This is a genomic window from Gaetbulibacter saemankumensis DSM 17032 (genome assembly GCF_000425645.1).
In the GTDB taxonomy this organism is placed as follows: domain Bacteria; phylum Bacteroidota; class Bacteroidia; order Flavobacteriales; family Flavobacteriaceae; genus Gaetbulibacter; species Gaetbulibacter saemankumensis.
Genome location: NZ_KE384430.1, coordinates 35,103 through 61,640, shown reverse-complemented (window position 1 = coordinate 61,640; position 26,538 = coordinate 35,103). Strand labels below are relative to the sequence as shown.

At 35.1% G+C, this 26,538-nt stretch carries 23 protein-coding genes and 1 riboswitch; of the genes, 21 read left to right on the top strand and 2 right to left on the bottom strand.

What is annotated here, in order from left to right:
• The first annotated feature begins 2 nt into the window (after positions 1-2).
• Genes H611_RS0107000 through argH form a run of 6 tightly spaced genes read left to right on the top strand, consistent with a single transcriptional unit; the run spans position 3 to position 6,066 of the window.
• Entirely contained in the window at positions 3-1,199 is a 1,197-nt protein-coding gene (locus tag H611_RS0107000) for a glutamate-5-semialdehyde dehydrogenase (protein ID WP_027137684.1), read from the top strand.
• 1 nt (position 1,200) lies between these two features.
• Entirely contained in the window at positions 1,201-1,965 is a 765-nt protein-coding gene (gene proB, locus H611_RS0106995; RefSeq protein ID WP_027137683.1) for a glutamate 5-kinase, read from the top strand.
• Positions 1,966-1,973: 8 nt separating this feature from the next.
• The gene (locus H611_RS0106990) at positions 1,974-2,912 is read left to right on the top strand and encodes an N-acetylornithine carbamoyltransferase (protein ID WP_027137682.1); all 939 of its coding nucleotides are present in this window, start codon (positions 1,974-1,976) and stop codon (positions 2,910-2,912) included.
• A complete protein-coding gene (gene argB / locus H611_RS0106985; RefSeq protein ID WP_027137681.1) occupies positions 2,905-3,687 on the top strand; it encodes an acetylglutamate kinase in 783 nt (260 codons plus the stop codon). Before H611_RS0106990 ends, argB begins: the two co-directional genes overlap by 8 nt.
• 1 nt (position 3,688) lies before the next feature.
• Positions 3,689-4,756 carry a M20 family metallo-hydrolase gene (locus H611_RS0106980; protein WP_027137680.1) on the top strand — a complete coding sequence of 356 codons (1,068 nt, stop codon included), beginning with the start codon at positions 3,689-3,691 and terminating at the stop codon, positions 4,754-4,756.
• A 35-nt stretch (positions 4,757-4,791) separates the two neighbouring features.
• Complete coding sequence (gene argH / locus H611_RS0106975; protein ID WP_027137679.1) at positions 4,792-6,066, top strand: argininosuccinate lyase; 1,275 nt, start codon at positions 4,792-4,794, stop codon at positions 6,064-6,066.
• Between the two features lie 143 nt (positions 6,067-6,209).
• On the opposite strand, the gene leuB is transcribed toward argH, so the two are convergent.
• Positions 6,210-7,328 (bottom strand): 3-isopropylmalate dehydrogenase, encoded by a 1,119-nt coding sequence (leuB, locus tag H611_RS0106970; RefSeq protein WP_027137678.1) that lies wholly within the window; start codon positions 7,326-7,328, stop codon positions 6,210-6,212.
• A gap of 12 nt (positions 7,329-7,340) precedes the next feature.
• On the bottom strand, positions 7,341-8,516 hold the full coding sequence (locus tag H611_RS14100; RefSeq protein ID WP_084158162.1) for a 2-isopropylmalate synthase: 1,176 nt from the start codon (positions 8,514-8,516) through the stop codon (positions 7,341-7,343).
• A gap of 148 nt (positions 8,517-8,664) precedes the next feature.
• Between H611_RS14100 and H611_RS0106960 the strand changes: the two genes are divergently transcribed.
• The 15 genes from H611_RS0106960 (at position 8,665) to cysM (ending at position 26,513) form a co-directional block, all read left to right on the top strand.
• Entirely contained in the window at positions 8,665-10,218 is a 1,554-nt protein-coding gene (locus H611_RS0106960; RefSeq protein WP_027137677.1) for a hypothetical protein, read from the top strand.
• A 115-nt stretch (positions 10,219-10,333) separates the two neighbouring features.
• Positions 10,334-10,456: riboswitch (SAM riboswitch) on the top strand.
• A 115-nt stretch (positions 10,457-10,571) separates the two neighbouring features.
• The gene (locus H611_RS0106955; RefSeq protein ID WP_027137676.1) at positions 10,572-11,846 is read left to right on the top strand and encodes an O-acetylhomoserine aminocarboxypropyltransferase/cysteine synthase family protein; all 1,275 of its coding nucleotides are present in this window, start codon (positions 10,572-10,574) and stop codon (positions 11,844-11,846) included.
• Between the two features lie 14 nt (positions 11,847-11,860).
• Positions 11,861-15,265 carry a bifunctional aspartate kinase/homoserine dehydrogenase I gene (gene thrA, locus H611_RS0106950; protein ID WP_027137675.1) on the top strand — a complete coding sequence of 1,135 codons (3,405 nt, stop codon included), beginning with the start codon at positions 11,861-11,863 and terminating at the stop codon, positions 15,263-15,265.
• Between the two features lie 38 nt (positions 15,266-15,303).
• Positions 15,304-16,467 carry a trans-sulfuration enzyme family protein gene (locus H611_RS0106945; RefSeq protein WP_027137674.1) on the top strand — a complete coding sequence of 388 codons (1,164 nt, stop codon included), beginning with the start codon at positions 15,304-15,306 and terminating at the stop codon, positions 16,465-16,467.
• Between the two features lie 13 nt (positions 16,468-16,480).
• Positions 16,481-16,891 carry an RrF2 family transcriptional regulator gene (locus H611_RS0106940; protein ID WP_027137673.1) on the top strand — a complete coding sequence of 137 codons (411 nt, stop codon included), beginning with the start codon at positions 16,481-16,483 and terminating at the stop codon, positions 16,889-16,891.
• A 182-nt stretch (positions 16,892-17,073) separates the two neighbouring features.
• The gene (locus tag H611_RS0106935; protein WP_157515091.1) at positions 17,074-17,319 is read left to right on the top strand and encodes a DUF2061 domain-containing protein; all 246 of its coding nucleotides are present in this window, start codon (positions 17,074-17,076) and stop codon (positions 17,317-17,319) included.
• A gap of 7 nt (positions 17,320-17,326) precedes the next feature.
• Positions 17,327-17,947, top strand: a complete 621-nt coding sequence (locus H611_RS0106930; protein ID WP_027137671.1) for a phosphoadenosine phosphosulfate reductase domain-containing protein — start codon at positions 17,327-17,329, stop codon at positions 17,945-17,947.
• Between the two features lie 25 nt (positions 17,948-17,972).
• A complete protein-coding gene (cysD, locus tag H611_RS0106925; protein ID WP_027137670.1) occupies positions 17,973-18,878 on the top strand; it encodes a sulfate adenylyltransferase subunit CysD in 906 nt (301 codons plus the stop codon).
• Positions 18,879-18,965: 87 nt separating this feature from the next.
• Entirely contained in the window at positions 18,966-20,213 is a 1,248-nt protein-coding gene (locus H611_RS0106920; protein ID WP_027137669.1) for a sulfate adenylyltransferase subunit 1, read from the top strand.
• Between the two features lie 29 nt (positions 20,214-20,242).
• Entirely contained in the window at positions 20,243-22,348 is a 2,106-nt protein-coding gene (locus tag H611_RS0106915; RefSeq protein WP_027137668.1) for a HEPN domain-containing protein, read from the top strand.
• Positions 22,349-22,358: 10 nt separating this feature from the next.
• Positions 22,359-23,117 carry a uroporphyrinogen-III C-methyltransferase gene (gene cobA, locus H611_RS0106910; protein ID WP_027137667.1) on the top strand — a complete coding sequence of 253 codons (759 nt, stop codon included), beginning with the start codon at positions 22,359-22,361 and terminating at the stop codon, positions 23,115-23,117.
• 15 nt (positions 23,118-23,132) lie between these two features.
• On the top strand, positions 23,133-23,711 hold the full coding sequence (locus H611_RS0106905) for a precorrin-2 dehydrogenase/sirohydrochlorin ferrochelatase family protein (protein ID WP_027137666.1): 579 nt from the start codon (positions 23,133-23,135) through the stop codon (positions 23,709-23,711).
• 18 nt (positions 23,712-23,729) lie between these two features.
• A complete protein-coding gene (locus tag H611_RS0106900) occupies positions 23,730-24,782 on the top strand; it encodes an NAD(P)/FAD-dependent oxidoreductase (RefSeq protein WP_027137665.1) in 1,053 nt (350 codons plus the stop codon).
• Positions 24,783-24,865: 83 nt separating this feature from the next.
• On the top strand, positions 24,866-25,636 hold the full coding sequence (gene epsC, locus H611_RS0106895) for a serine O-acetyltransferase EpsC (protein WP_035483642.1): 771 nt from the start codon (positions 24,866-24,868) through the stop codon (positions 25,634-25,636).
• Complete coding sequence (gene cysM / locus H611_RS0106890; RefSeq protein ID WP_027137663.1) at positions 25,623-26,513, top strand: cysteine synthase CysM; 891 nt, start codon at positions 25,623-25,625, stop codon at positions 26,511-26,513. Before epsC ends, cysM begins: the two co-directional genes overlap by 14 nt.
• Positions 26,514-26,538 lie beyond the last annotated feature (25 nt).

Genomic DNA, 26,538 nt, shown 5'->3' with positions numbered 1-26,538 from the left:
ACATGAATACCTTATTATCTATAGAAACCAGAAATGCTGTTTTGCTCGAAATGGCTACATTGTTAGAGCAGGAAAGAGCCAACATGATTGCTGTAAATAAGCTGGATTTAGAAGCCTATAAAGGTGAAGACATCTCCATGTATGATCGTTTAAAAGTAAACGATTCAAAAGTTGATGAAATGATTGCAGCTGTAACACATTTAGCATCTCAGGAAGATCCCGTTGGAGTTGAGCGTTTCAGTTTTAAACACGATAATGGGATGCAGGTTTATAATAAAACAGCATCATTTGGTACGGTTTTAATTATTTATGAATCCCGTCCCGATGTAACCGTTGAAGCTGCTGGTATAGCATTTAAATCGGGGAATAAAATTTTACTGAAAGGTGGTAAAGAGTCTTTAAAGTCAAATCTTAAGATTGTAGACCTTTGGCATCAGGCCTTAATTAAACATGGGGCTTCAACGGAATGGGTGGAGTACTTACAGTTTAACCGAGCAGAAACACAAGCATTTTTAGAAAAACCAACACAGAAAGTCGATTTAATTGTGCCTCGTGGAGGTGAACGTTTAATTGCATTTGTAAAGGAACATGCTACCTGTCCGGTTATTATTAGCGGTCGAGGGAATAACTTCGTGTATGTACATAAGGAAGCTGACTTACAAATAGCCATAGATGTTATAGTGAATGCGAAAACGGCTAAGATTTCTGCCTGTAATGCATTAGATAAGGTGTTAATTGATGAAAATCTTCCGAAGAAGGAGGAATTCATTAAAATCTTACTTTCAAAATTGAAAGCGTTTGATGTTGAGGTATTAGGTGATCAGGCTTTATCAAAGTTTGATGACGTATCGTTAATACCTTCAGATGATATTTGGTATGAGGAATTCTTAGATTATAAAATTGTTATAGCTGAAATTGGTTCGACCCAAGAAGCGATAGCTATGATTAATAAATATTCCGGAGGACATTCGGCAGCAATAATCACATCAAATGAAGCCGAAGCTAAAATTTTTATGGAAAATGTTGATACCGCAGCGGTTTATCATAATGCATCAACGCGTTTTACCGACGGTGGACAATTAGGGTTGGGCGGTGAATTGGCAATAAGTACGGATAAGTTGCATCAACGCGGACCTATTGGTTTACAACATTTGGTTACCAATAAATGGTATGTACACGGTAATGGACAAATAAGATAAGATGGCAAAAAAGAAACGCATATTACTTAAAGTTGGGTCGAATACGCTGACAAAGGAAACCGATAATATTTCTAGAGGAAAAATTGAGGATATTGCCAGTCAAATTGCTCAATTAAAAGGTACTTGCGAATTTATTATTGTTAGCTCCGGTGCCATTGCGGTCGCTAAACAGTTTGTAAAACTGGAAAGTAAACAGGAAGAAGTGTTTGTTAAACAGGCACTTGCTTCAATTGGTCAGCCACATTTAATACGAATTTATCAGGAAATTTTTAGAGAATACGGATTGTTAACCTCTCAGTGTTTATTGTCTTATTCCGATTTTGAAAAGAAGGATAGCCGTACAAATATTGTAAATACTATTAATGTATTGGTAAATAATAATTACATACCAATTATTAATGAAAATGATACGGTAGCAACCGACGAAATTAAGTTTGGTGATAATGATAAGCTTGGGGCATTAACAGCATCCTTGTTAAAAGCCGATTTATTTATTATAGCTACCAATACCCATGGTATTTATACAAAAGAATCAATGCAAAATGGAACTCCAAAAACCATAGATGTGGTTGAAGATTTTAAAGCTTTGCAGAATGAGGTGGTTAACTCAAAATCAACTCATGGCAGTGGAGGCATGCAGTCTAAAATAGAAGCGGCTTCCTTAGCAAAAAATGCCAATATAGAAACATGGATATTAAATGGCTTAGAAGAGGATTTTATTCTTAATGCCTTTGAAAATAAAGTACCATTTACCAAAATAAAATAAAAAAACAAATGAAACATTACACCTCCATACACGATATAGATAACATCAATTCTTGGATTGAGGAAGCAAAATTATTAAAGTCTAATCCTTTAAAAAATATAGGGTTAGGGCAGCACAAAACCTTGGGTTTGTTGTTTTTTAATTCAAGTTTGCGTACGCGTTTAAGTACTCAAAAGGCTGCTTTAAATTTAGGGATGGACCCTATTGTAATGAATGTTTCAGGTGATGCATGGGGGCTTGAGTTTACCGATGGTACTATTATGAATGGTAATACTGCCGAACATATTAAGGAAGCTGCAGCAGTTGTGTCTCAATATTGTGATATTATTGCTGTAAGAGCATTTCCAACTTTAACAAATAAGGAAAAAGACGAAAGTGAGCAGGTGTTAAGTGCCTTTAAAAAATATGCTTCGGTACCGATTGTAAATATGGAAAGTGCTACCGGACATCCTTTACAGGCGTTAACCGATGCGATTACTATTTCAGAAAATTGTACAAAGCCGCGCCCTAAAGTGGTTTTAAGCTGGGCTCCACATATTAAAGCACTACCACATGCTGTTGCCAATAGTTTTACACAGGCGATGCAGAAAATGGATGTCGATTTTGTAATTGCCAATCCTGAAGGTTACGATTTAAACCCTGAAATTACGGGAAATACGCCTATTGTTCATAATCAGGAAGAAGCTTTTAAAGACGCCGATTTTGTCTATGTAAAAAACTGGAGCAGTTATGAAGATTACGGTAAAGTTATCAATACCGACCCGAATTGGATGATTACGAAAGAAAAACTAGGTGATGCCAAATTCATGCATTGCTTACCAGTAAGAAGAAATGTTATAGTTGAAGATGCTGTTTTAGATAGTGATAATTCAATCGTTATTCAACAGGCTAATAATCGAACCTATGCAGCGCAGTTAGTATTGAAAAAACTATTAGAAAATGCCTAAAGAAAAATTATCTATAGTCAAAATTGGAGGAAACATCATCGAAGATGATACAGCTTTAAATGCCTTTTTACAGTTGTTTTCTAATTTAAAAGGAAAGAAAATATTAGTTCACGGTGGCGGAAAACGTGCCACTCATATCGCATCTAAATTAGGCATAGAGTCGAAAATGTTAAATGGTCGTCGTATTACTGATGCCGAAACACTAGAAGTTATAACTATGGTTTATGGTGGGTTGGTAAATAAAAATGTGGTAGCTAAATTACAGGCTCAAGAAGTGAATGCCATCGGGCTAACGGGAGCTGATGCCAATAGTATTCTTTCTGACAAGAGACCAATAAAAGAGGTTGATTTCGGATTTGTTGGAGACGTTAAAAAAGTGAATTACAAGGCTGTTGATAAATTAATTTCGGCCGATTTTACTCCGGTATTTTGCGCTATTACCCATGACGGGAATGGGCAATTATTAAACACGAATGCCGACACCATTACATCACAACTGGCAGTAGGGATGAGTCAGGTTTATGAAACTTCGATTTATTATTGCTTCGAATTAAATGGTGTTTTAAAAGATATAAACGATAAAAATTCAGTTATAAAACATATTGATACTAAGCTTTACAGGGAATTGTTACAACAAGGGGTAATTGCTGATGGGATGTTGCCGAAATTAGAGAATTGTTTCGATGCTTTAAATAATGGGGTAAAAACAATTAACATGGGAAATACAGCTATGTTAACTCAGGAAAATGATAATTTTACAACCATAACTTTATAAGATGACGCAAGAAAAATTAACAAATGAAGCCATTAATCTATTAAAGCAATTAATAGAAACCCAGTCCTTCTCTTCGGAAGAGGATGTTACGGCGGCGCATATCGAAACATGGTTTAAACAGTATAAAATTGATTATAAACGCACGAAAAATAACGTTTGGGCTGTAAATAAGTTTTTTGATGAAACGAAACCAACCTTGTTACTTAATTCACATCATGATACTGTGAAGCCAAATAGTGGTTATACTAAAGATCCTTTTAAAGCTATTGTTGAAGATGGTAAATTATATGGTTTAGGAAGTAATGATGCCGGTGGTTGTTTGGTATCTTTAATAGCAACATTTACCCACTTTTATAACTATGAAAATTTAAAATATAACTTAGTAATTGTAGCATCTGCCGAAGAAGAGAGTAGTGGTCCTAATGGATTAAATAGTATGCTTCCTTTAATTCCTGAGATAGATGTCGCTATTGTTGGAGAACCAACACTTATGAATTTAGCGGTGGCTGAAAAGGGCTTAGTTGTTTTTGATGCTGTGGTTGAAGGTACTCCAAGTCATGCAGCACATCCTAACGATAATAATGCGATTTACAATACCATTGAAGTATTGCAGTGGTTTAAAGATTTTAAATTTGAAAAGGGCTCTGAAGCTTTGGGCGATGTGAAATTAACCGTTACGCAAATTAAGGCGGGATCACAACATAACGTCGTGCCGGCAGATGTAAATTTGGTAATAGACGTTCGCGTTAATGATGCCTATTCAAATGCTGAAATTGCTCAAATATTACAAGATAAATCGCCTTGTACAAAGATAAAGCCGCGTAGCTTACGATTAAATTCGTCTTCTATTCCTATGAATCATGATTTAGTAAAAGCAGGTATTGCCATGGGAAGAACAACATATGGCTCGCCCACCTTATCCGATCAAGCCGTGTTATCTTGTCCATCTCTTAAACTCGGCCCTGGAGATAGTACGCGTTCCCATTCAGCAGATGAGTTTATTTATTTAAACGAAATTGAAGAAGGTATTAAAATATATGTTGAATTATTAAATCGTGTTATTGTTTAATTATTCAACAGTCAAACATATAAAAAGTCAAGAAAATGAAACTCTGGGATAAAGGCATATCAATTGATAAAAAAATAGAGCAGTTTACTGTTGGAAATGATAGAGAAATAGATATTCATATCGCTAAATATGATGTTTTAGCTTCGAAAGCTCATGCTAAAATGTTACACAAGATTGGTATTTTAACAACCATAGAATTGGAGCAGCTTTTAGGGGGATTGCAAATTTTAGAAAATGAAATTGAAGCTGGTGAGTTTGTAATTGATTCGCAATTTGAAGATGTACATTCTAAAATAGAATATGAACTTACAGCAACACTTGGTGATGTGGGTAAAAAAATCCATACAGCACGTTCTAGAAATGATCAAGTATTGGTGGCTTGTCATCTTTATTACAAGGAAAATTTAGCATTGATTAAAGAAAAAACAAAAACCTTTTTCAATACTTTATTAGAGCTTGCCGAGGAACATAAAGAAAAAGTATTACCTGGATATACACATTTACAAGTGGCCATGCCATCATCTTTTGGTTTGTGGTTTTCAGCCTATGCCGAGCTCATGATTGATGATGTGTTTTTATTAGATGCAGCAATAAAAACAGTAGATCAGAATCCATTAGGATCTGCTGCAGGCTATGGAAGCTCGTTTCCTATCGATAGGGAGTTTACTACACGCGAAATGAACTTTGCTACATTAAAATACAATGTAGTTGCAGCACAAATGGGACGTGGAAAAAATGAACGTACTATTGCCGCAGCCTTAGGTAGTTTGGCTAATACGATGGCGCGTTTTGCAATGGATACATGCTTGTATATGAGTCAGAACTTCGGATTTGTGTCTTTCCCAGATGAATTAACGACCGGAAGTAGTATTATGCCACATAAAAAGAATCCAGATGTTTTTGAATTGATTCGTGGTAAGTGTAATAAAATTCAAGCTTTACAAAGTGAAATGGTATTAATAACCAATAATTTGCCAAGTGGTTATCACAGGGATTATCAGTTGTTAAAAGAAAACATGATCGCTGCGTTTGAAGAATTAAAAGATATTTTAGATATTTTCAATTACTCCATTCAGCAAGTTATTGTTAAAGATATTGATATTAATAGCGATTTATATAAATATTTATTTACTGTAGATAATATTAACACCCTTGTGGTAGAGGGACAAACTTTTAGAGAGGCTTATCAAAAAATTGGTGGGCAAGTTCAGGATGGAACTTATGTGCCTGATACTTCAAAAAAGCACACGCATGAGGGTAGTATTCATAACTTATGTTTGGATAAAATAAGAAATAAGTTTCCAGATTAAACCGAGCTGTAAGTTTCTGTAACTAGGCTATTTGATGTTTAAACGGGTGACTTGTTATTTTTATAAAATTGAAAAAGCGCATTAGAAATAATGCGCTTTTAAGGACAATTTAAAGATGTATTTTGGTGACTAACTCAAATAATTTATATAATCGTAGATTGTCCTAAATGTATGTTGGTAAAGTTTAAATTTGTTTCATCGGGATTGTTAATAAAATCTTCAATGAAATCACCTACCTTAGTGGTTGAAATGTTATCATACTTCGTATTTAAATCTGGTGTGGTTATGTGAAGTTTCAACGATTTGTCTACACCTTCTCTAACTAAATCAGCTTCATCGTCTAAGCCAAAATGATCTAATAACATAGCTGCCGATAAAATAGAAGCAATCGGGTTTGCAATACCTTTGTTTGCTGCTTTTGTATAAGCACCGTGTATAGGTTCAAACATTTGATGATTTTCACCTAAAGATGCTGAAGCCAATAATCCGATAGAACCAACAATAACGCTGGCTTCTTCAGAAAGGATATCTCCGAACATGTTTTCAGTTAAAATTACATCAAATTGTTTTGGTTTTATAATGAGTTCCATAGCGGCATTATCAATAAACTGATAGTCTAAAGTAACATCAGGATACTGTTTAGCCACCTCTTGAACAACACGACGCCAAAGCCTCGAACTTTCTAAAACATTAGCTTTGTCGACTAAGGTTACTTTGTGTTTTCTAGATTGCGCTGCTTTAAATGCTAAATGTGCGATACGTTCTATTTCATAACGATGATATTCACAAACATCGGAGGCTGTATTGCCATCTTCACTTAAGGCTTGCTTTCCAAAGTAAATACCACCTGTAAGCTCCCGGTAAATTAAGATATTCGTGCCTTTAATCTGGCTTTTCTTTAAAGACGACTTTGTTAATAAATCTTCATAAGCAATAACAGGTCGTATGTTAGCATATAAACCAAGCAACTTACGAAGCCTTAACAAACCTTGTTCTGGTCTTATCTGAGCATTCGGGTCGATGTCGTACGCTGTATTTCCAATCGCGCCAAATAAAATCGCATCTGCTTTTTCACAAATATCTATGGTTTCTTGAGGCAATGGGTTGCCAGTTTTCTTTATCGCACTATCGCCAACTAATCCATAGTTAAACGTAAATACATGGTTAAATTCCATAGCTATCGCTTTCAGGACTTTTACAGCCTGTGCAGTAACTTCTGGCCCAATGCCATCACCTGGTAAAACAGCTATGTTTAACTTCATATATTTATGGTTTTAAGCAGATACAATTTCTTTGTATAGTTTACTGCTTTCAATTATTTTGTGGATGTCATTATCATCAACTTCTTTTTTCTTATCGGCGAATTCTAAAAAGTTTTGGTAGATTTCATCCAATTGAAGTTTTGTTAATTCGTATCCAACATTTTTTGCTCTGTAGGCTAAAGCGGCTCTTCCACTTCTTGCGGTTAAAACAATAGCAGATTCGGTAACTCCAACAGCTTTAGGGTCAATAATTTCGTATGTTTCACGATTTTTAATAACTCCATCTTGGTGGATTCCAGAACTGTGGGCGAAAGCATTAGCGCCTACAATAGCTTTGTTTGGTTGCGTGTAAATACCCATGTTGTCTGATACTAGTTGACTAATGCCATATAGCATTTCTGTATTAATTCTAGTATCTAAGTTAAGGTATGGGTGTTGTTTTAAAATCATAACCACCTCTTCTAAAGCTGTATTTCCGGCACGCTCTCCAATACCATTAATGGTACATTCAATTTGTCTCGCACCATTAATTACGCCTTCTATAGAGTTGGCAGTAGCAAGACCTAAATCGTTATGACAGTGACACGATAATATTGCTTTATCTATACCTTTTACATTTTCTTTAAGGTATTTTATTTTAGCGCCATACTCACTTGGCAAGCAGTATCCAGTCGTGTCAGGTATGTTTAATACCGTAGCTCCCGCCTTAATTACGGCTTCACAAACTCGAGCTAAATATTCGTTATCGGTTCTACCAGCATCTTCTGCATAAAACTCGACATCTTCAACGAACGATTTAGCATAGCTTACCGCTTTTACGGCACGCTCAATAATATCATCTTGATTAGACTTGAATTTAAATTTTATATGAGACTCTGAAGTTCCAATTCCAGTATGAATTCTTGGAGTTTTGGCATATTTTAAAGCCTCGGCAGCCACTTTTATATCATTTTCAACAGAACGTGTTAAACCACAGACTGTTGCATGTTTTACAACTTTAGAAATGGCTTCTACCGATTTGAAATCTCCAGGACTTGATACAGGAAATCCTGCTTCAATAATATCAACACCTAAATTATCAAGCTGTTCGGCAATGATTAATTTTTGTTCAGTATTTAGTTTGCAACCAGGGACTTGCTCGCCATCGCGAAGCGTAGTGTCAAAAATTTGTACGTTAGTATTAGACATTTAATAAAATAAATTTTCTTTTTGTAATACGAATGTATATTTTGGTTTCGTAAAAGGATAATAGTATTACGTTTTTTTACGATGTTTAACTCTTTAGTAATTTAATTAAATAACTGAATATCAGTAATTTAATATCGGTTTTGGAACTATGACAAAAGAACAAAAAGATAATTTGTTTGTATTGGTTAAATCGCTTTCAAAGTCTGAAAAGCGTCAGTTTAAACTTTATGTAGGAAGATTAGGAGTAAATGAGGATTCTAAATTCTTGTCTTTATTTAATATTCTCGATAAATTAAATACTTACGATGAAGCCGCGATTTTAAAAAAGGGTATTGTTAAGAAGGGACAGCTTTCTAATTTAAAGGCGCATTTGTATAAGCAAATTTTAATTAGTTTGCGCTTAAATCCGTCCCACCAGACAATACGCATACAAATCCGTGAGCAGTTAGATTTCGCAACAATTTTATATCACAAGGGGCTCTATAAGCAAAGTTTAAAAATATTAGATAAGGCTAAAAATTTGGCTATTTCAAATGAAGAGAAAAATGTGGCTTATGAAATCGTGGAATTTGAAAAGATTATAGAATCGCAATATATTACTCGAAGTCTAAGTAATCGCGCCGATGAGTTGTCGATTCAAGCTAAAGAATTAAGTCAGCATAATGTGTTAGCGAGTAAGTTGTCAAATTTATCGCTTCAACTTTACGGATTATTTTTAAAAACGGGCTATGTAAAAAATGATAAAGAGAGTCAACGTGTTATTAAATACTTTAATGCTAGATTACCAAAATATGATATACATACCTTAGGGTTTCGAGAAAAACTTTGGCTTTACAAGGCTTATCTGTGGTATAGTTTTTTAACGCTGGATTTTTTATCCTGTTATAAATATGCGAGTAAGTTAGTTGATTTGTTTTTTGAAAACCGCGAAATGATTATTCTAAATCCGGTATTCTTTTTACGTGGTAATCATTACTTATTAGAGGCATTATTTTATTTAAGGCATTATGAGAAATTTAAAGAGTCTTTAGAAAGATTAGAATGTGTTACTAAGGAAAAATGGTTTCCTTTTGATGATAATATTGATGGCTTAAGTTTCTTGTTTATTTATAATAATAAGTTCAATTTGCATTTTATTGAGGGAAGTTTTAAAGAGGGGGTACCCTTAATTGATGAGGTTTTAGAACGTTTGAAAAATTATAGCGACCGCATTGATGAGCATCATATTATGGTTTTCTATTATAAGATCGCAAGTATGTATTTTGGGGCTGGGGATAATAGAAAATGTATTTGTTTCTTAGAAAAAATTATAAGTAATAAGTCTTTACAAATGCGGGAGGATTTATTGTGTTTTTCGCGAATCTTAAATCTAGTTGCGCATTATGAAGCGGGCATGGATTATAATTTAGATGTGCTTATAAGAAGTACTTATAAGTTTTTAATTAAAATGGAGGACTTGTATGAAGTGCAGAAGGAATTTATTAAATTTTTAAGAGGTCTTGGTGATATATATCCACATGAAGTGCGAGATGAATTCATCAAACTGCATAAAAAACTGAAAGAATTTGAGAATGACCCCTATCAAAGTCGGGCATTCTTATATTTAGATATAATCTCCTGGTTAGAGTCTAAAATACAAAATCAGCCTATTGATTTAATCATTCAGAATAAATTTAAAAAGCGACAACTTAATAAGCATTAACATGTAGGTTTTGGGAAACCTAGACTTAAAATTTTAAAAATTTCTTGTTAAAAATTAGGAATTTTAAAAATTCTAACTGAATATTTGCACTTACAAAGTTCAAAAACTTATTGAAATGTTATCAAGAAAGGCGGAGGGATTAGACCCAATGAAGCCTTAGCAACCCTTTACCTGTAAAGAAGGTGCTAAATTCTACCCCAATTCTAAATAAAAATTAGAATTTTTGGATAGATAACTACAGGAAATTACCAAGGTAATTTAAATTCTTATAACATTTTTCTAGTAAGCATAACATCGAAGTAAGGGTGTTTTTGACTTTTGGTTTATTTATTGTTAACTAAAAACTTAGAAAAATGAGTACACACAAACTAGCTACAAACGCGTTGCACGCAGGTCACGATTTTGCAAATAATGGAGACACTAGAGCAGTTCCTATTTATCAATCAACTTCATATGTTTTTAAGAATTCCGATCATGCGGCAAATTTATTTTCATTAAAAGAATTAGGCTTTATTTATACACGATTAAATAATCCTACTAACCAGATTTTACAAGACCGCTTGGCTGCGCTTGAAGGTGGAGTTGGAGCTGTAGTTTTTGCTTCTGGTACGGCCGCTATTTCTACAGGGTTGTTAACCTTGTTAAAGTCTGGTGACCATATTGTGGCATCTTCCAGTCTGTACGGAGGTACCTATAACCTGTTAAAAGTAACACTGCCAAGGTTAGGGATTACAACAACGTTCGTTGATGCCGATAATCCTGATAATTTTGCAGCGGCTGTTCAAGATAATACAAGAGCATTTTTTGTGGAATCCTTAGGGAATCCAAAACTGGATGTTTTGGATTTACGTTCTATCTCTGCCCATGCTAAGGCCGCAGGTGTGCCATTTATAGTTGATAATACGGTAGCAACACCTGCTTTATTAAATCCTATTGAACATGGTGCGAATATTGTAATTCATTCCTTAACAAAATATATAGGAGGTCAAGGAACTTCTTTAGGAGGAGCCATTATCGATGCAGGTACTTTTGATTGGGCTAATGGTAAATTTCCAGAATTTACAGAGCCATCGGAGGGATATCATGGATTGAAATACTACGAAACGTTGGGCGCAGCATCTTATACTTTTAAATTAATATTGGAAGGCTTAAGAGATTTTGGAGGTGCTTTAAGTCCGTTTAATGCATTTCAAATCATTCAAGGTCTGGAAACCCTTCCGGTACGAATTAAACAACATTGTGAGAATGCGCTTGAAATAGCAACTTGGTTAGAAAAGCAGGATGAAGTTGCATGGGTTAATTATCCTGGATTAGAATCTAGTAAATATAAAAAATTAGCTGATGTTTATTTGCCTAAGGGACAAAGCGGAATTGTTACCTTTGGGGCGAAAGGAGGCTTTGATGCTGCAAAGGCTATTGCCGATAATTCAAAATTATTTTCATTATTGGCTAATATAGGTGATACGAAGTCTTTAATTATTCATCCCGCAAGCACAACACATCAGCAATTAACTGAAAAAGAACAGTTGTCTGCTGGTGTATCGGCAGATTTAATTAGATTGTCTGTTGGATTGGAAGATGTAGAAGATTTAAAGGCCGATTTAAAGCAGGCTTTTCAAAATATTTAAAATTATTAATTGAATTGAAAACAGAATTGCAACATATTGTAATAAAGAACTACGTAACCGAAAGCGGAGTTAATAACCCAGAAATAAAACTGAGTTATCAGGTCTTTGGAAAAGCGTTAGGTACGGCTCCCGTGGTGCTCATTAATCATGCATTAACAGGAAATAGTAACGTGGCAGGAAAAGATGGTTGGTGGAAAGATTTGGTTGGCGATGATAAGGTTATAGATACCACTATTTATACTGTTTTATCCTTTAATATTCCCGGGAATGGTTTCGATGGATTTATTATTGAAAACTATAAGGATTTTGTAGCGCGCGATGTAGCAAAAATATTTTTAATTGGTTTAAAGGAGTTAAATATAGATAAACTTTTTGCTATTGTTGGTGGCTCTCTTGGTGGAGGTATTGCTTGGGAAATGGCCGTACTAAGTCCAGATATTACGGAAAATTTAATTCCAGTAGCGACCGACTGGAAATCTACTGACTGGTTAATTGCAAACTGCCAGATTCAGGAGCAATTCTTATTAAATTCTAAAAATCCAGTGCACGATGCTCGTATGCATGCTATGTTATGTTATCGTACACCAGAATCATTTAAAGAACGATTCCAACGGTCTAAGAATGAAGAGTTGGAAATTTTTAATGTAGAAAGCTGGTTGTTGCATCATGGTAATAAGTTACAGGAGCGTTTCCAGTTATCGGCATATAAACTTATGAATCAGTTGTTGAAATCGATTGATGTTACAAAAAACAGACCGTCCGATTTTAATGTCTTAGAAAATATTCATAGTAATATTCATATTGTAGGTGTCGATTCTGATTTGTTTTTTACGGCTGAAGAAAATCGAGAAACACATAAGCAGCTGGCTTTAACTAATCCGAATGTAACTTATGGAGAAATACATTCGGTGCACGGGCATGATGCCTTTTTAATGGAATATGAACAATTAGAGAAAATTATAGAAGGCATCTTTGTGCCGGATTCTAAAAAAAGAAGAATGAAAGTATTAAAATTTGGAGGTAAATCTTTAGCAAATGGTGATGGGTTAAATACAGTACTATCAATCATTGAAAATAAAGTTAATGAAGGAGAAAAAATAACTGTAGTCGTTTCAGCTAGGGGATCATCCACAGACGATTTAGAAGCTATTTTAGAAAAGGCACTAAACGGAAAAGAATATAAAGATGCTTTAGAGAAATTTAAAGCATATCAGTTGGAACCGTTGAAAACGGTCGATTTTTCAAAGGAATTTGCCAAACTTGATAAATTATTTGAGGGAGTAAGCTTGCTTGGTGATTATAGTGAGAAAACGAAAGATGAAATTCTCGCTCAAGGGGAATTACTTTCAGTGAAATTAATAGCTGGCTTATTAAACGACCATGGTGTAAAAGCGGTTCCTGTAGATTCCAGAGAGCTAATAAAAACAGATGGGAATTTTGGTAATGCACAGCCCATATCAAAGCTTTCAAAGGATAATGTAAAGAACTATTATAAGAATACTGGAGCTGGTGTAGTAAATGTTGTAACTGGTTTTATTGCTTCAAACGATAAAAATGAAACTACGACCTTAGGAAGAAACGGGAGTAATTATACGGCGGCATTATTGGCTAATTATTTAGATGCCGAAGAGTTGCAAAACTATACGCATGTTAATGGTATTTACACAGCTAATCCTGATTTAGTTGAAGACGCAAAAAAAATACGTGAGTTATCATTTGGTGAAGCAAATGAATTAGCAAATTTTGGAACCACGGTTTTACATGCGAAAACAATAATTCCGTTAGTTGAAAAAAATATCAACCTACGTATTTTAAATACCTTTAATGCTAATGATGAAGGTACTTTAATTACAGCTAAGCCAAATTCAAAAGAAGTGACGTCTTTATCTGTTTTAGATAATATGGCTTTAGTGAATTTAGAAGGACGTGGTTTATTAGGAAAAAGTGGTGTAGATGCGAGAATATTTGGTGCTTTAGCTAAAAAGGATATTAGTGTTAGTATTATTTCTCAAGGTTCTTCAGAGCGTGGTATTGGTTTTATAGTAGATGCTAGCCGAGCAACTGAAGCTGTTATAGCATTAGAGCGTGAATTTGAGAACGATTTTTATTCTCAAGATGTGAATAAAATTGGAGTTGTAGATGATGATGTATCTGTAATTTCAATTGTCGGTATCGAATTAAGTTCATTCCATAAACCTTTTAATGCTCTTATTAAAAATCAAATTACACCGTTGTTATTTAATAATACGGTTACTGGTAAGAATGTTAGTTTGGTAGTTAGAAAAGGGGAGCTTCATAAAGCACTGAATGTGATTCATGGTGAGATTTTCGGAATTTCTAAAAAGATTAATATTGCCATTTTTGGGCATGGAGGTGTTGGGGGTGCATTAATTAATCAGATTTTAAAATCTAAAGACGATATAGAAAAACGTAAAGGTGTTAACTTAAATGTTTTTGCTATTGCAAATTCTAAAAAGTTACTTCTTAATAAAAGAGGTGTGACAACTACCTGGAAAGAAGATATTAAAACCTCTGTGTTAGATAGTTCTGTTGAAGATATCATTGCGTTTGCTAAGAACAATCATTTAGAGAACTTAATAGCCGTTGATAATACAGCGAGTCCTAATTTTCATGATAACTATGTGCTTCTAGTTGAAGCTGGATTCGATTTAGTGTCATCAAATAAAATTGCTAATACTATATCGCATAAATTCTATACGGAATTAAGAACTGAGTTAGAAAAACATAATAAGCAATATTTATACGAAACCACTGTTGGTGCAGGTTTACCATTGATTGATACAATTAAGTTGTTACACGAATCAGGCGAAAATATTACTAGAATTCGCGGTGTTTTCTCTGGTACTTTAAGTTATTTATTTAACAATTTTTCTGTTCAGGATAAACCATTTAGTGCTATTGTTCAAGAAACCATTGATAAAGGCTTTACAGAACCAGACCCTAGAGAAGATTTTTCAGGAAATGATGTTGCTAGAAAATTATTAATTCTTGCCAGAGAATTGGATTTACAGAACGAATTTGAAGATGTTGCTGTTCAAAATTTAATTCCTGAAGCCTACAGGAGCATTTCAGTGCCAGAATTTTTAAGTCAGTTAGATGTTTTAGATGAAGAATTTCAGGCTATAAAAGATAATCAGAAAGCAGGTCACGTATTGCGTTATGTGGGTGATTTATCTGGTGATCTATCTCAGGACAAAGGAAATCTGGAAGTGAAATTGGTATCTATTCCAGAAGATAGTACTTTAGGTCATGTAAAAGGTTCAGATGCTATTTTTGAGATATTTACTGAGAGTTATGGCGAGCAACCCATTGTAATTCAAGGTGCCGGAGCAGGAGCAGAGGTTACCGCACGAGGTGTGTTTGGTGATATATTAAGACTGTCAAAACATATAAATTAAAATAGAATTGAACCTTTAGGAGGTTAAAATAAAATGTAATGAGTAAAAAATTTGAAACTTTAGCAATACGAACTCAAACGGAAACATCGCAGTTTTCCGAGCATTCAGTGCCCCTGTATTTAACGTCGGGTTTTGTGTTTGATGATGCCGAAGAAATGCGTGCATCTTTTGCTGAAGAAAAACAACGTGATTTATATAGTCGTTATAGCAACCCAAATGTAAACGAATTCGTAGATAAGGTTTGTGCTATGGAAGGTGCCGAGAGTGGTTATGCATTTGCCAGCGGTATGGCAGCGGTATTTTCAACTTTTGCTACTTTATTAGATGCAGGAGATCATGTTGTATCTTGTAGTTCGGTTTTTGGCGCAACGCATGGATTGTTTACAAAGTATTTTCCAAAATGGAATATCGAGTGTTCGTATTTTAATATCAATGAGGTTGATAAAATTGAAAGTTTAATAAAGCCGAATACGAAATTTTTATACGCTGAAACGCCAACTAACCCTGGTGTTGATGTTATTGATTTAGAATTTTTAAGTGCCATTTGTAAAAAGCATAATATTCTATTAGTAATAGATAATTGTTTTGCAACCCCTTATTTGCAAAATCCAATTAAACATGGTGCTGATATTGTAATTCATTCAGCAACAAAATTAATGGATGGACAAGGACGTGTACTAGGAGGTGTGACCGTTGGTAAAAAGGAATTAATAAGAGAAATTTATTTGTTTTCTCGTCTTACGGGACCTTGTATGAGTCCTTTTAATGCCTGGGTTTTATCCAAATCTTTAGAAACCTTAGCCGTAAGAACCGAAAAACATTGTGAAAATGCACTTAAAATAGCAGAATTTTTAGAAAGCCATCCGAAGGTTAAATGGGTAAAGTATCCGTTTTTAAAGTCGCACCCACAATACGATGTTGCCAAAAAGCAAATGCGTTTAGGAGGTAGTATTGTGGCTTTTGAAGTGGAAGGTGGTGTGGAAGGCGGACGTGCATTTTTCGATAATATAAAAATGTGTTCATTATCGGCTAATTTAGGTGATACACGAACTATTGTTACACACCCTGCAAGTACCACCCATGCTAAAGTAGAGCCAGAAGTAAAGGCGGCTGTTGGAATTACTGACGGGTCGGTGCGTATATCTGCTGGATTAGAACATGTAGATGATATTATTGATGATTTGCGCCAAGCATTAAATTAGTTATATTAGCACCATGCTTTCTAAAAAAACTAAATACGGACTTAAAGCGCTTACCTTCATAGCAAGGGTAGAAGGTGATTCTCCTGTTCAGGTAGGTGAAATAGCTAAAGGTGAAAATATTCCTCAGAAATTCTTAGAGAGTATTTTGTTAACCTTACGTAAATCCGGAATCTTAGGTTCTAAAAAAGGAAAGCATGGTGGTTATTATCTGCGCAAACCACCATCAGAGATACTAATGACCGATGTCATGCGTGTGTTAGAAGGTCCTATTGCTATGGTACCTTGTGTGAGTTTAAACTTCTACGAAAAGTGTGATGATTGCCCGGATGAACATCAATGCAGTGTTCATAAATTAATGATTCAGGTAAGAGATAGTACACTTAAAGTATTTAGAAATACTACATTAGAGGATTTGTCGATTTAAAATTCGATTAAAAATTCTTAAAATAATCTAGATTTTAATTTTATATTTTCAGTTAAACTGAAAAAGATTGCTGTTATCCTAAAAAGTTAAGTTTTAACTTTTATTTGCGATAAAATGTTTTACATTTGTAATCCCTATTAAATTGATAGGATTAATGTAAATTAAATAAAATGATTGGACAGATGCTATTTAAAGGTAAAGAAAAGTCTACTTATAATGAAGACCGTACTGGGGAAAAGCCGTTAAGGAGTATAGTGAAATCTTTAAGCTGGAGAACCGTTGGTACTTTAGATACTATTCTAATTTCATGGTTCATAACCGGAGAGCTCACCTTGGCTTTTTCAATAGGTTCAGTAGAATTGGTAACTAAAATGGTACTTTACTTTTTTCACGAGCGCATCTGGAATTCAATTAAATGGGGTAAATAATAATTAGATGATTACACAAGAAAACATAAACGAGTTAAATAAACTTTATAAAGAAGCTAAGCCTTCAGAAATTATTCAGAAAGCATTCGAATTAAGTCAAGAGGCTGTTGTAACCACCAATTTCAGACCTTACGAGGCTTCAATTTTACATGCAGTAAGCGCAGTTGAATCAAACATACCAGTAATATGGTGCGATACGGGGTATAATACCCCGCAAACATATAAACATGCAGAGCAAGTAATAAAGGATTTAAATTTAAATATCTTTTTATATGTTCCTAAGCAAACGGCGGCGCACCGAGATGTGGTTATGGGAATACCAAACGTTGATGCTCCGGAGCATGCTTTATTTACCGAACAGGTAAAATTGGAGCCTTTTAAACGTGCTATGGAAGAGCATAAACCAGAGGTTTGGTTTACAAATTTGCGTCAGGGACAAACAGCTTTTAGAGATAGTATTGGTATATTTAGCCTAAGTAAAGATGGCGTTTTAAAGGTGAGTCCTTTCTATTATTGGTCTGATGCCGATTTAGATACTTATCTGGAAGACCACAGTTTACCAAATGAATTTAAATATTTCGATCCAACAAAAGCACTAGCGAACAGAGAGTGTGGTTTACACGCTTAAGTTTAAAAATTGATAAAAAAATAAAATGAATAAGGATACATCACATATCAACTCATTAGAGAACGAAGCAATCTATATTATGAGAGAAGTCGCAGCACAGTTTGAAAAACCTGTACTGTTATTTTCTGGAGGAAAGGATTCAATTACTTTGGTAAGATTGGCAGTTAAAGCCTTTTATCCAGCTAAAGTTCCGTTTCCTTTGATGCATATTGATACCGGTCATAACTTCCCTGAAACTATAGAGTTTAGAGATCGTCTTGTTGAAGAATTAGGTCTGGAATTAATTGTTCGTAATGTACAAGATTCTATCGATCAAGGAAAAGTAAAAGAAGAATCTGGACGTTATGCCAGTAGAAATATGCTACAAACGACCACGCTTTTAGATGCGATTGAAGAATTTAAGTTTGATGCCTGTATTGGTGGTGCACGTCGTGATGAAGAAAAAGCAAGAGCTAAAGAGCGTATTTTCTCGGTACGTGACGATTTCGGTCAGTGGGATGAAAAAAATCAGCGTCCGGAATTATTTGATATGTTGAATGGCGAAATCGAGCATGGCCAGAATGTGCGTGTATTTCCCATTTCAAATTGGACAGAATTAGATGTTTGGTCTTATATCGAACAAGAAAATATAGAGATACCATCTATCTATTTTGCGCATAAACGTAAGGTGTTCTTAAGAGATGGTATGATTTGGTCTGCAGATGACGAAGTGGTTTACAGAGATAATCATGAAGAAGTTGTCGAGGAGTTGGTGCGTTTTAGAACCGTAGGGGATATGAGTTGTACAGCAGCCGTATTGTCTGATGCTACAACCATTTCAAAGGTAGTGGAAGAAATTAGAGAATCTACTATATCAGAGCGTGGTGCTCGTATAGACGATAAGCGTTCGGAAGCTGCCATGGAGAAACGTAAACAGCAAGGGTATTTCTAAGATATCTATCAGAAGTTAATCAGCAGAACATTAAATCGAATTAAAAATTAGGCAAGACTTAGGTCTTAGCCATCAGTATAAAATAATATGGAAGTATTAAAAATAGCAACAGCAGGGAGTGTAGATGACGGGAAAAGTACCCTTATCGGACGTATACTGTATGATACTAAATCTTTAACCACAGATAAGTTAGAGGCTATAGAAAAAACAAGTAAGCAACGCGGGTATGATTACTTAGATTTTTCTTTAGCAACCGATGGCTTAGTTGCCGAAAGAGAACAGGGTATTACTATTGATGTGGCGCATATTTATTTTTCAACCAAAAAGAAAAGTTACATAATTGCAGACACTCCAGGGCATGTGGAGTATACCAGAAACATGGTTACTGGAGCCTCTACATCTCAGGCATCTATTATTTTAATTGATGCTAGAAAAGGAGTTATAGAGCAAACCAATCGTCACTTTTTTATCAATAATTTATTGAGAATTAAAGATGTGGTGGTTACTATTAATAAAATGGACTTAGTTGATTATTCTGAAGAGGTTTATAATAAAATTAAAGCCGATTTTGAAGAATTAATGAGTAAGCGCGATTACCAAGATCAAAAAATTACCTTCATTCCGGTAAGTGCCTTAAAAGGTGATAATGTTGTTAATAAGTCTGATAAAATGCCTTGGTATAAAGGTGAAGCTTTATTAGAGCATTTAGAGCAATTAAATAAAGCTGATATATTTAATGTTGGTACACCGCGTTTTCCAGTGCAATATGTTATTCGTCCTAAAACGGAAGATTTTCACGATTTTAGAGGTTATGCAGGAAAGGTGTATGGAGGAAACTTAAGTGTAGGAGATGATGTCATTGTGCTTCCTTCAAAAACCAGATCTAAAATTAAAGATATTTATTTCTACAATGAGAAATACGAAACAGCTTCAAGACGTTCGTCTGTAACCATAACTTTAGAAGACGATATTAATGTAAGTCGTGGGGATATGATTGTTAAGGAAGGCGATTTACCAACTATTGAAAAACAATTTACAGCTAATGTGTGTTGGATGGATTCAAATCAGTTAACGCCTGGAGGAAAGTATATAGTTCAGCATGGTGTAAATAAGGTGTTGGCAAAGGTCGATCGCATTAATCATAAAATTCATCCAGATTATTCTGGTATCGATCACGATGTTACTGGTTTAGGAGTTAACGATATTGCTTCAGTAACATTTAAATTAAATAAACCAATTTTTTACGATCAATTTAAAAATCACAGAACGAATGGTTCTTTTATTTTAATTGATACTCAAACAAACAATACGGTTGGAGCAGGTTTTATTCAGTAATTAACTGCTTTATCCAATAACTAACTATTATGCAAAGTTTTAGAACAGAAATAGAAAATCCCATTGTAGAAAAGGATATTATTGAATTAGCTAAAAAAATCGAGCTGTTCAATAATGGGAAGATTGACGAAGAGAAATTCCGAAGTCTGCGTTTAGCTCGTGGTGTTTATGGTCAGCGTCAGGAAGGGGTTCAAATGATTCGTATTAAATTGCCTTACGGTAAAGTTAAGAGTAAGCAATTACGTCGAATTTCTGATGTGTCTGATGAATATTCACGCGGACGTTTGCACATTACAACGCGTCAGGATATTCAAATTCATTATGTGGATTTAAACAGAACGCCTGAACTTTGGGCAGAATTGGAGCGCGATGAGGTAACCTTAAGAGAAGCTTGTGGTAATACAGTACGTAACGTAACTGCAAGTGAAACAGCTGGTATCGATGTAAACGAACCTTTCGATGTGTCTCCTTATGCAGATGCTTTGTTTCGTTTCTTTTTGAGAAATCCTATCTGTCAGGAAATGGGACGTAAGTTTAAAGTGTCTTTTTCATCGTCTGATGAAGATACGGGATTATCGTACTTGCACGATTTAGGTTTTATTGCAAAAACAAAAGAGGGTATACGTGGGTTTAAAGTGATGATTGGTGGAGGACTTGGTTCGCAGCCACGTCATGCCGATGTACTTTACGATTTTGTTGAAACCGATAAAATTATACCTATAATGGAAGGGGTATTAAGAATTTTCGATCGTCATGGCGAGCGTAAAAGCCGTGCCAAAGCGCGTATGAAATTCTTAATTAAAGATATCGGATTAGAAGCTTTTAGAGCATTGGTTGATGAAGAACAAAATGCTATTGAGTTTAAATCTGTGGCTATCGATGCCGATGCTTATGAAGTATCAACGCCCGTTGAGGTGACGGAGATTCCACAAGTTGAAATTAAAGATCAAAAAGCTTTTGAAACTTGGAAAGCCACCAACTTGGTGCCACAAAAACAGGCAGGATATGTAGCGATTGGAATAAAAGTGTTGTTAGGTGATTTTTATACCGATAAAGCGAGGTTGTTAGCCGATTTAGTTGAACATTATGCTGCTGGTGAAATTCGATTGTCATTACGTCAAAATATCTTAATTCCATTTGTAAAAGAAGAACTAGTACCTTTCTTTTATTCTGAATTGGAAAAATTAGGTTTCGTTGAAGCTGGATATAACAAGGCAGTCGATATTACGGCTTGTCCAGGTACAGATACTTGTAATTTAGGAATTGCCAGTAGTACAGGTATTGCCGACGAGTTAGAGCGTGTTATAAAAGCAGAGTATCCGCAGTATTTAAATAACGATGACGTAGTTATAAAAATTAGTGGTTGTATGAATGCTTGTGGGCAGCATAACATGGCAAACATTGGTTTTCAAGGGATGTCAGTTCGTACGCCAGATAAATTAGTTGCACCGGCATTACAAGTGCTTTTAGGAGGAGGCAATTTGGGTGATGGTAACGGAGTATTTGCCGATAAAGTGGTAAAGGTGCCAAGTCGAAGAGGCCCTGAAGCTTTACGCAGAATTTTAAACGATTACGAAGCAAATGCTAATGGTAAACCATTTGTAGCTTACTATAAAGAAACTGGCGATCGTTATTTTTACGATTTATTAAATGACCTTCAGGATGTTTCAAATTTAACTCAGGAAGATTTTATCGATTGGGGTTCTGAAGAGAAGTATGAAAAGGAAATTGGTATTGGAGAGTGTGCTGGTGTTGTGATCGATTTAATTGCTACCTTATTTTTAGAAAGTGAAGAGAAAATTGAAAATGCACAAGTGTCATTTAATGATAAGGTGTATTCTGCAGCAATATATCACGCATACAGTTCTTTAGTGAATTCTGCGAAGGCATTATTGCTGGCTGAAAACAAGAAAACAAATACCCATGCAGGCATTATAAGTCAGTTTGATGAATTATTTGTAACTTCAGGTAAAATCGATTTAGGACAATCTTTTAGTGATTTAATATATCAAATCAATAAATTTGCTCCTACCGAGGCATTTGCAGCAAAATATATTGAAAATGCAAATACCTTTTTACAACGTGTTAAAGCATTTAGAGAAGAACAAAATGAGCTTAATAGGCAAGCGGTATAAAAAATAAATAATGAGTGTAACCCCAAAATTAACAGTTGTAGGTGCAGGCCCAGGAGATATAGAATTAATAACCTTAAAAGGTATTAGAGCTATCGAATCGGCTGATGTTATTTTATACGATGCGCTTATCAACGAAGACTTACTGAAATATGCTAAGTCTGGTGTTGAGTTAATTTTTGTGGGTAAACGTAAGGGATGCTATGCTTTTCAGCAAGATCAAATTAATGAGTTGATTGTTGCAAAGGCTCAAGAGAAAGGACATGTGGTGCGACTTAAAGGAGGTGATCCATTTATTTTTGGAAGAGGCGCCGAGGAAATTGATTTTGTAAAACCATTCGGGTTGGAAACTTTTGTGGTGCCCGGTATATCGTCGGCACTTGCAGTACCAGCCTATCAAGGAATTCCTTTAACCAAACGAGGTGCTTCGGAGAGTTTTTGGGTTATTACTGGAACAACCAAGCATCACAAATTGTCAGCCGACGTGCCATTAGCAGCAAAATCAACGGCCACAGTGGTTATTTTGATGGGAATGCACAAATTAGCTGAAATTGTTGAAGTATTTTCAAAAGAAAATAAGCAGAATGTACCAATGGCTGTGATTCAAAATGGTACAAGAGAAGATGAAAATGTTGGTATAGGAACAGTAAGCACCATTCAAGCTATTGTTCAACAAAAGCAATTATCGTCTCCAGCGATTATCGTGATTGGGGAAGTGGTTAAACAACGTGTCGAGTTGTCGTCAATTTGTAAGGCTGTGAGTAACCAGTAAATAGAAGTGGTAAGCATGGAAAGAAATAATTTGTATCCTATTTTTTTGAAGCTAAGCAACCTTAACGTATTGATTGTTGGAGGTGGAAATGTGGCTGAAGAAAAATTAACGTTCTTATTAAAATCGAGTCCGGATGCCCATGTAACCATGGTGTCACCAATGTTTAGAGAAGGCACGGTGTCTTTGGCTAAACAAGGAAATGTAAAGCTTATAAAAAGTAGGTACAATAAACGGTTTCTAAAAGGGAAACATATTGTAATTGCAACAACCGATAAGCCTAAGGTTAATGTTAAGGTGCATAAGCATTGTAGAAAACGAAGTATTTTAGTCAATGTGGCCGATAACCCACCCTATTGCGATTTTTATATGGGAGGTATTGTAACCAAAGGGAATGTTAAAGTTGCTATTTCAACTAATGGGAAGTCGCCAACCACAGCAAAAAGATTGCGTCAATTTTTTGAGGATGTTATACCGGAAAATGTAGACGATTTGGTGAAAAATTTAAACGAATATAGAAAAACAATAAAAGGTGATTTTGAGGAAAAAGTGGAAACACTAAACGAATTCACTAAAGGATTAATAGAAAAAAGATAGTTATTAAAAAGTCATAAAATGATTAAAACAGATATACTTATTATAGGTGCGGGACCAACTGGGTTATTTACGGTTTTTGAAGCTGGTTTATTAAAGCTTAAATGCCATTTAATAGATGCTTTACCTCAGCCGGGTGGACAATGTTCGGAGATTTATCCTAAAAAACCAATTTACGATATTCCAGGTTTTCCAGAAATATTGGCTGGTGATTTAACAAAAAACTTGTTAGAACAAGGTAAGCAATTCGAACCAGGATTTACTTTAGGTGAGCGTGCAGAAACCATCGAAAAACAAGACGATGGTTCGTTTATTGTAACCACCAATAAAGGAACAAAACACCACGCGCCTGTTGTAGCTATCGCGGGAGGATTAGGGTCTTTTGAACCAAGAAAGCCGGGCATCGATGGACTTGAAAAATATGAAGATAAAGGTGTTGAGTACATTATTAAAGATCCGGAAATTTATCGCGATAAAAAAGTGGTCATATCAGGAGGAGGAGACTCAGCATTAGATTGGAGTATCTTTTTAACTGATGTAGCTTCCGAAGTAACATTAATCCACAGACGTAATGAGTTTAGAGGGGCTTTAGATTCTGTTGAAAAAGTAAGTGAACTAAAACTTTTAGGTAAAATTAATTTAATTACACCTGCCGAAGTTACTGCTATTCATGGAGAAGATAAGGTGGAAGCTGTTACCATAACTAAAGATGGTGAAGAAACACAATTAGAAACAGATCATTTCATTCCATTATTTGGATTATCGCCAAAATTAGGTCCTATTGGAAATTGGGGATTAGATATTGAAAAGAATGCTATTAAAGTTGATAATTCTCTTAATTATCAAACTAATATACCAGGTATATTCGCCATTGGTGATGTGAATACCTATCCGGAAAAATTAAAGTTAATTCTTTGCGGATTCCATGAGGCAACATTAATGTGTCAGGCGGCTTATAGAATTATCAATCCAGGTAAAAAGTATGTGTTAAAGTATACAACGGTAAGTGGTATTGATGGATTCGATGGGTCTCGTAAAGAAGCACCAAAGGCAGTAGTTCAATCTATTAAATAAAGTGAAGTTTTTATTTGCACTAAATATTGTTGTAAATTTCTTGTCTGAATAGCGACAACTATTACAAACTTTAATTTTTTTATATGAAGCCTTGCAAAGATTTAAACGATAAGTTAATTCAAAAGAAATATAACATCCGTTTAAAAGACGTTGTCAAATCGTTTACCAAAAATCTGTTTTATTATCTGTTCGATGCGCACGATGATGAGCTTGAGTGTCTTAAAAAGACCTTTGTAGAAATCGCCGATAATTTCAATATAGAACAAGGTGAAACAGTTTGGGAAGCGTTCGAAAGTAAGTTTCCAAAAATTAAAGAAAAATTAGAGTTAGATGCCGTGGCTGTTGTTAATTTCGATCCAGCAACTAAAAGTCTTGAAGAGGTGTATTTAGCATGTCCAGGTTTTTATGCCATTTCAATATATCGCTTAAGCCATGAGCTGTATGTGCAACAAGTGCCTATTATTCCTAGAATGATGAGTGAATATGTACATGGGATAACAGGGATTGATATTCACCCTGGTGCTACCATTGGAGATTCCTTCTTTTTAGATCATGGAACGGGAATTGTAATAGGAGAAACGTCCATAATAAAGAACAACGTAAAAATATTTCAAGGGGTAACTTTAGGTGGAATCCAAGTGAAAAAAAGCATGGAATCCACCAAAAGACACCCAACCATAGAAGATAATGTTACCATATATGCTAATGCAACTATCTTAGGTGGCGACATATCAATAGGAGCTAATAGTACCATTGGAGCTAACGTTTGGATTACCCAATCGGTTCCTGAAAATTCGCTGGTAACTTATCAAACGGAAATAAAAATCAGACCCAAAAAGAATGGCATCCGTTAAAGGAATTTTAAATCAAATAGGAAATACACCACTTGTTGAAGCCTCACATTTAGTATCAAAAAAAAATGTAAAGCTTTATTTGAAACTCGAAGGAAATAATCCGGGAGGAAGTGTGAAAGACCGAGCCGCTTATAATATGATTAGCGAAGCATTAAAACGTGGAGCTATCAAAGAAGGTGGCTATTTGGTTGAAGCAACCAGTGGAAATACGGGTATTGCCTTGGCGTTTATTGCTAATTTGTTAGGCTTACATATGGTACTTATTATGCCTGAAAATTCCACCGAAGAACGTGTGAAAACAATGCGTGCTTATGGTGCTGAGGTTATTTTAACTTCGGCTGAAACAGGTATTGAAGGATCGAGAGATTTAGCTTTTAAATTAAGAGACGAAAAAGGATATACTTTACTTAACCAGTTTGAAAATGATGATAACTGGAAAGCACATTATAAAACTACGGGTCCCGAAATTTGGCGTGATACCAACGGTGAGGTTACTCATTTTGTATCGGCCATGGGTACCACTGGAACCATTATGGGGGTCTCAACTTATCTCAAGGAACAAAACAAAAATATTACTATAGTAGGCGCGCAACCTGAAGATGGAGCAAGAATTCCGGGCATTCGTAAATGGTCTCCGGACTATGTGCCTAAATTCTTCAATCGTTCAAAAGTCGATCAAGTCATAGAACTTAACGAACAGGATGCTAAAATTACCACCCAGCGTTTGGCAAAAGAAGCAGGTGTTTTTGCAGGTATGAGTAGTGGTGGTGCTGTGTATTCTGCATTACAAGTAGCAGAATCTATCGATAGTGGAGTTATTGTAGCTATAATTTGCGATCGCGGTGATCGATATTTATCTTCATCCCTATTCGAATAATTCTCCAGTTTTTTTCGATTTAGTA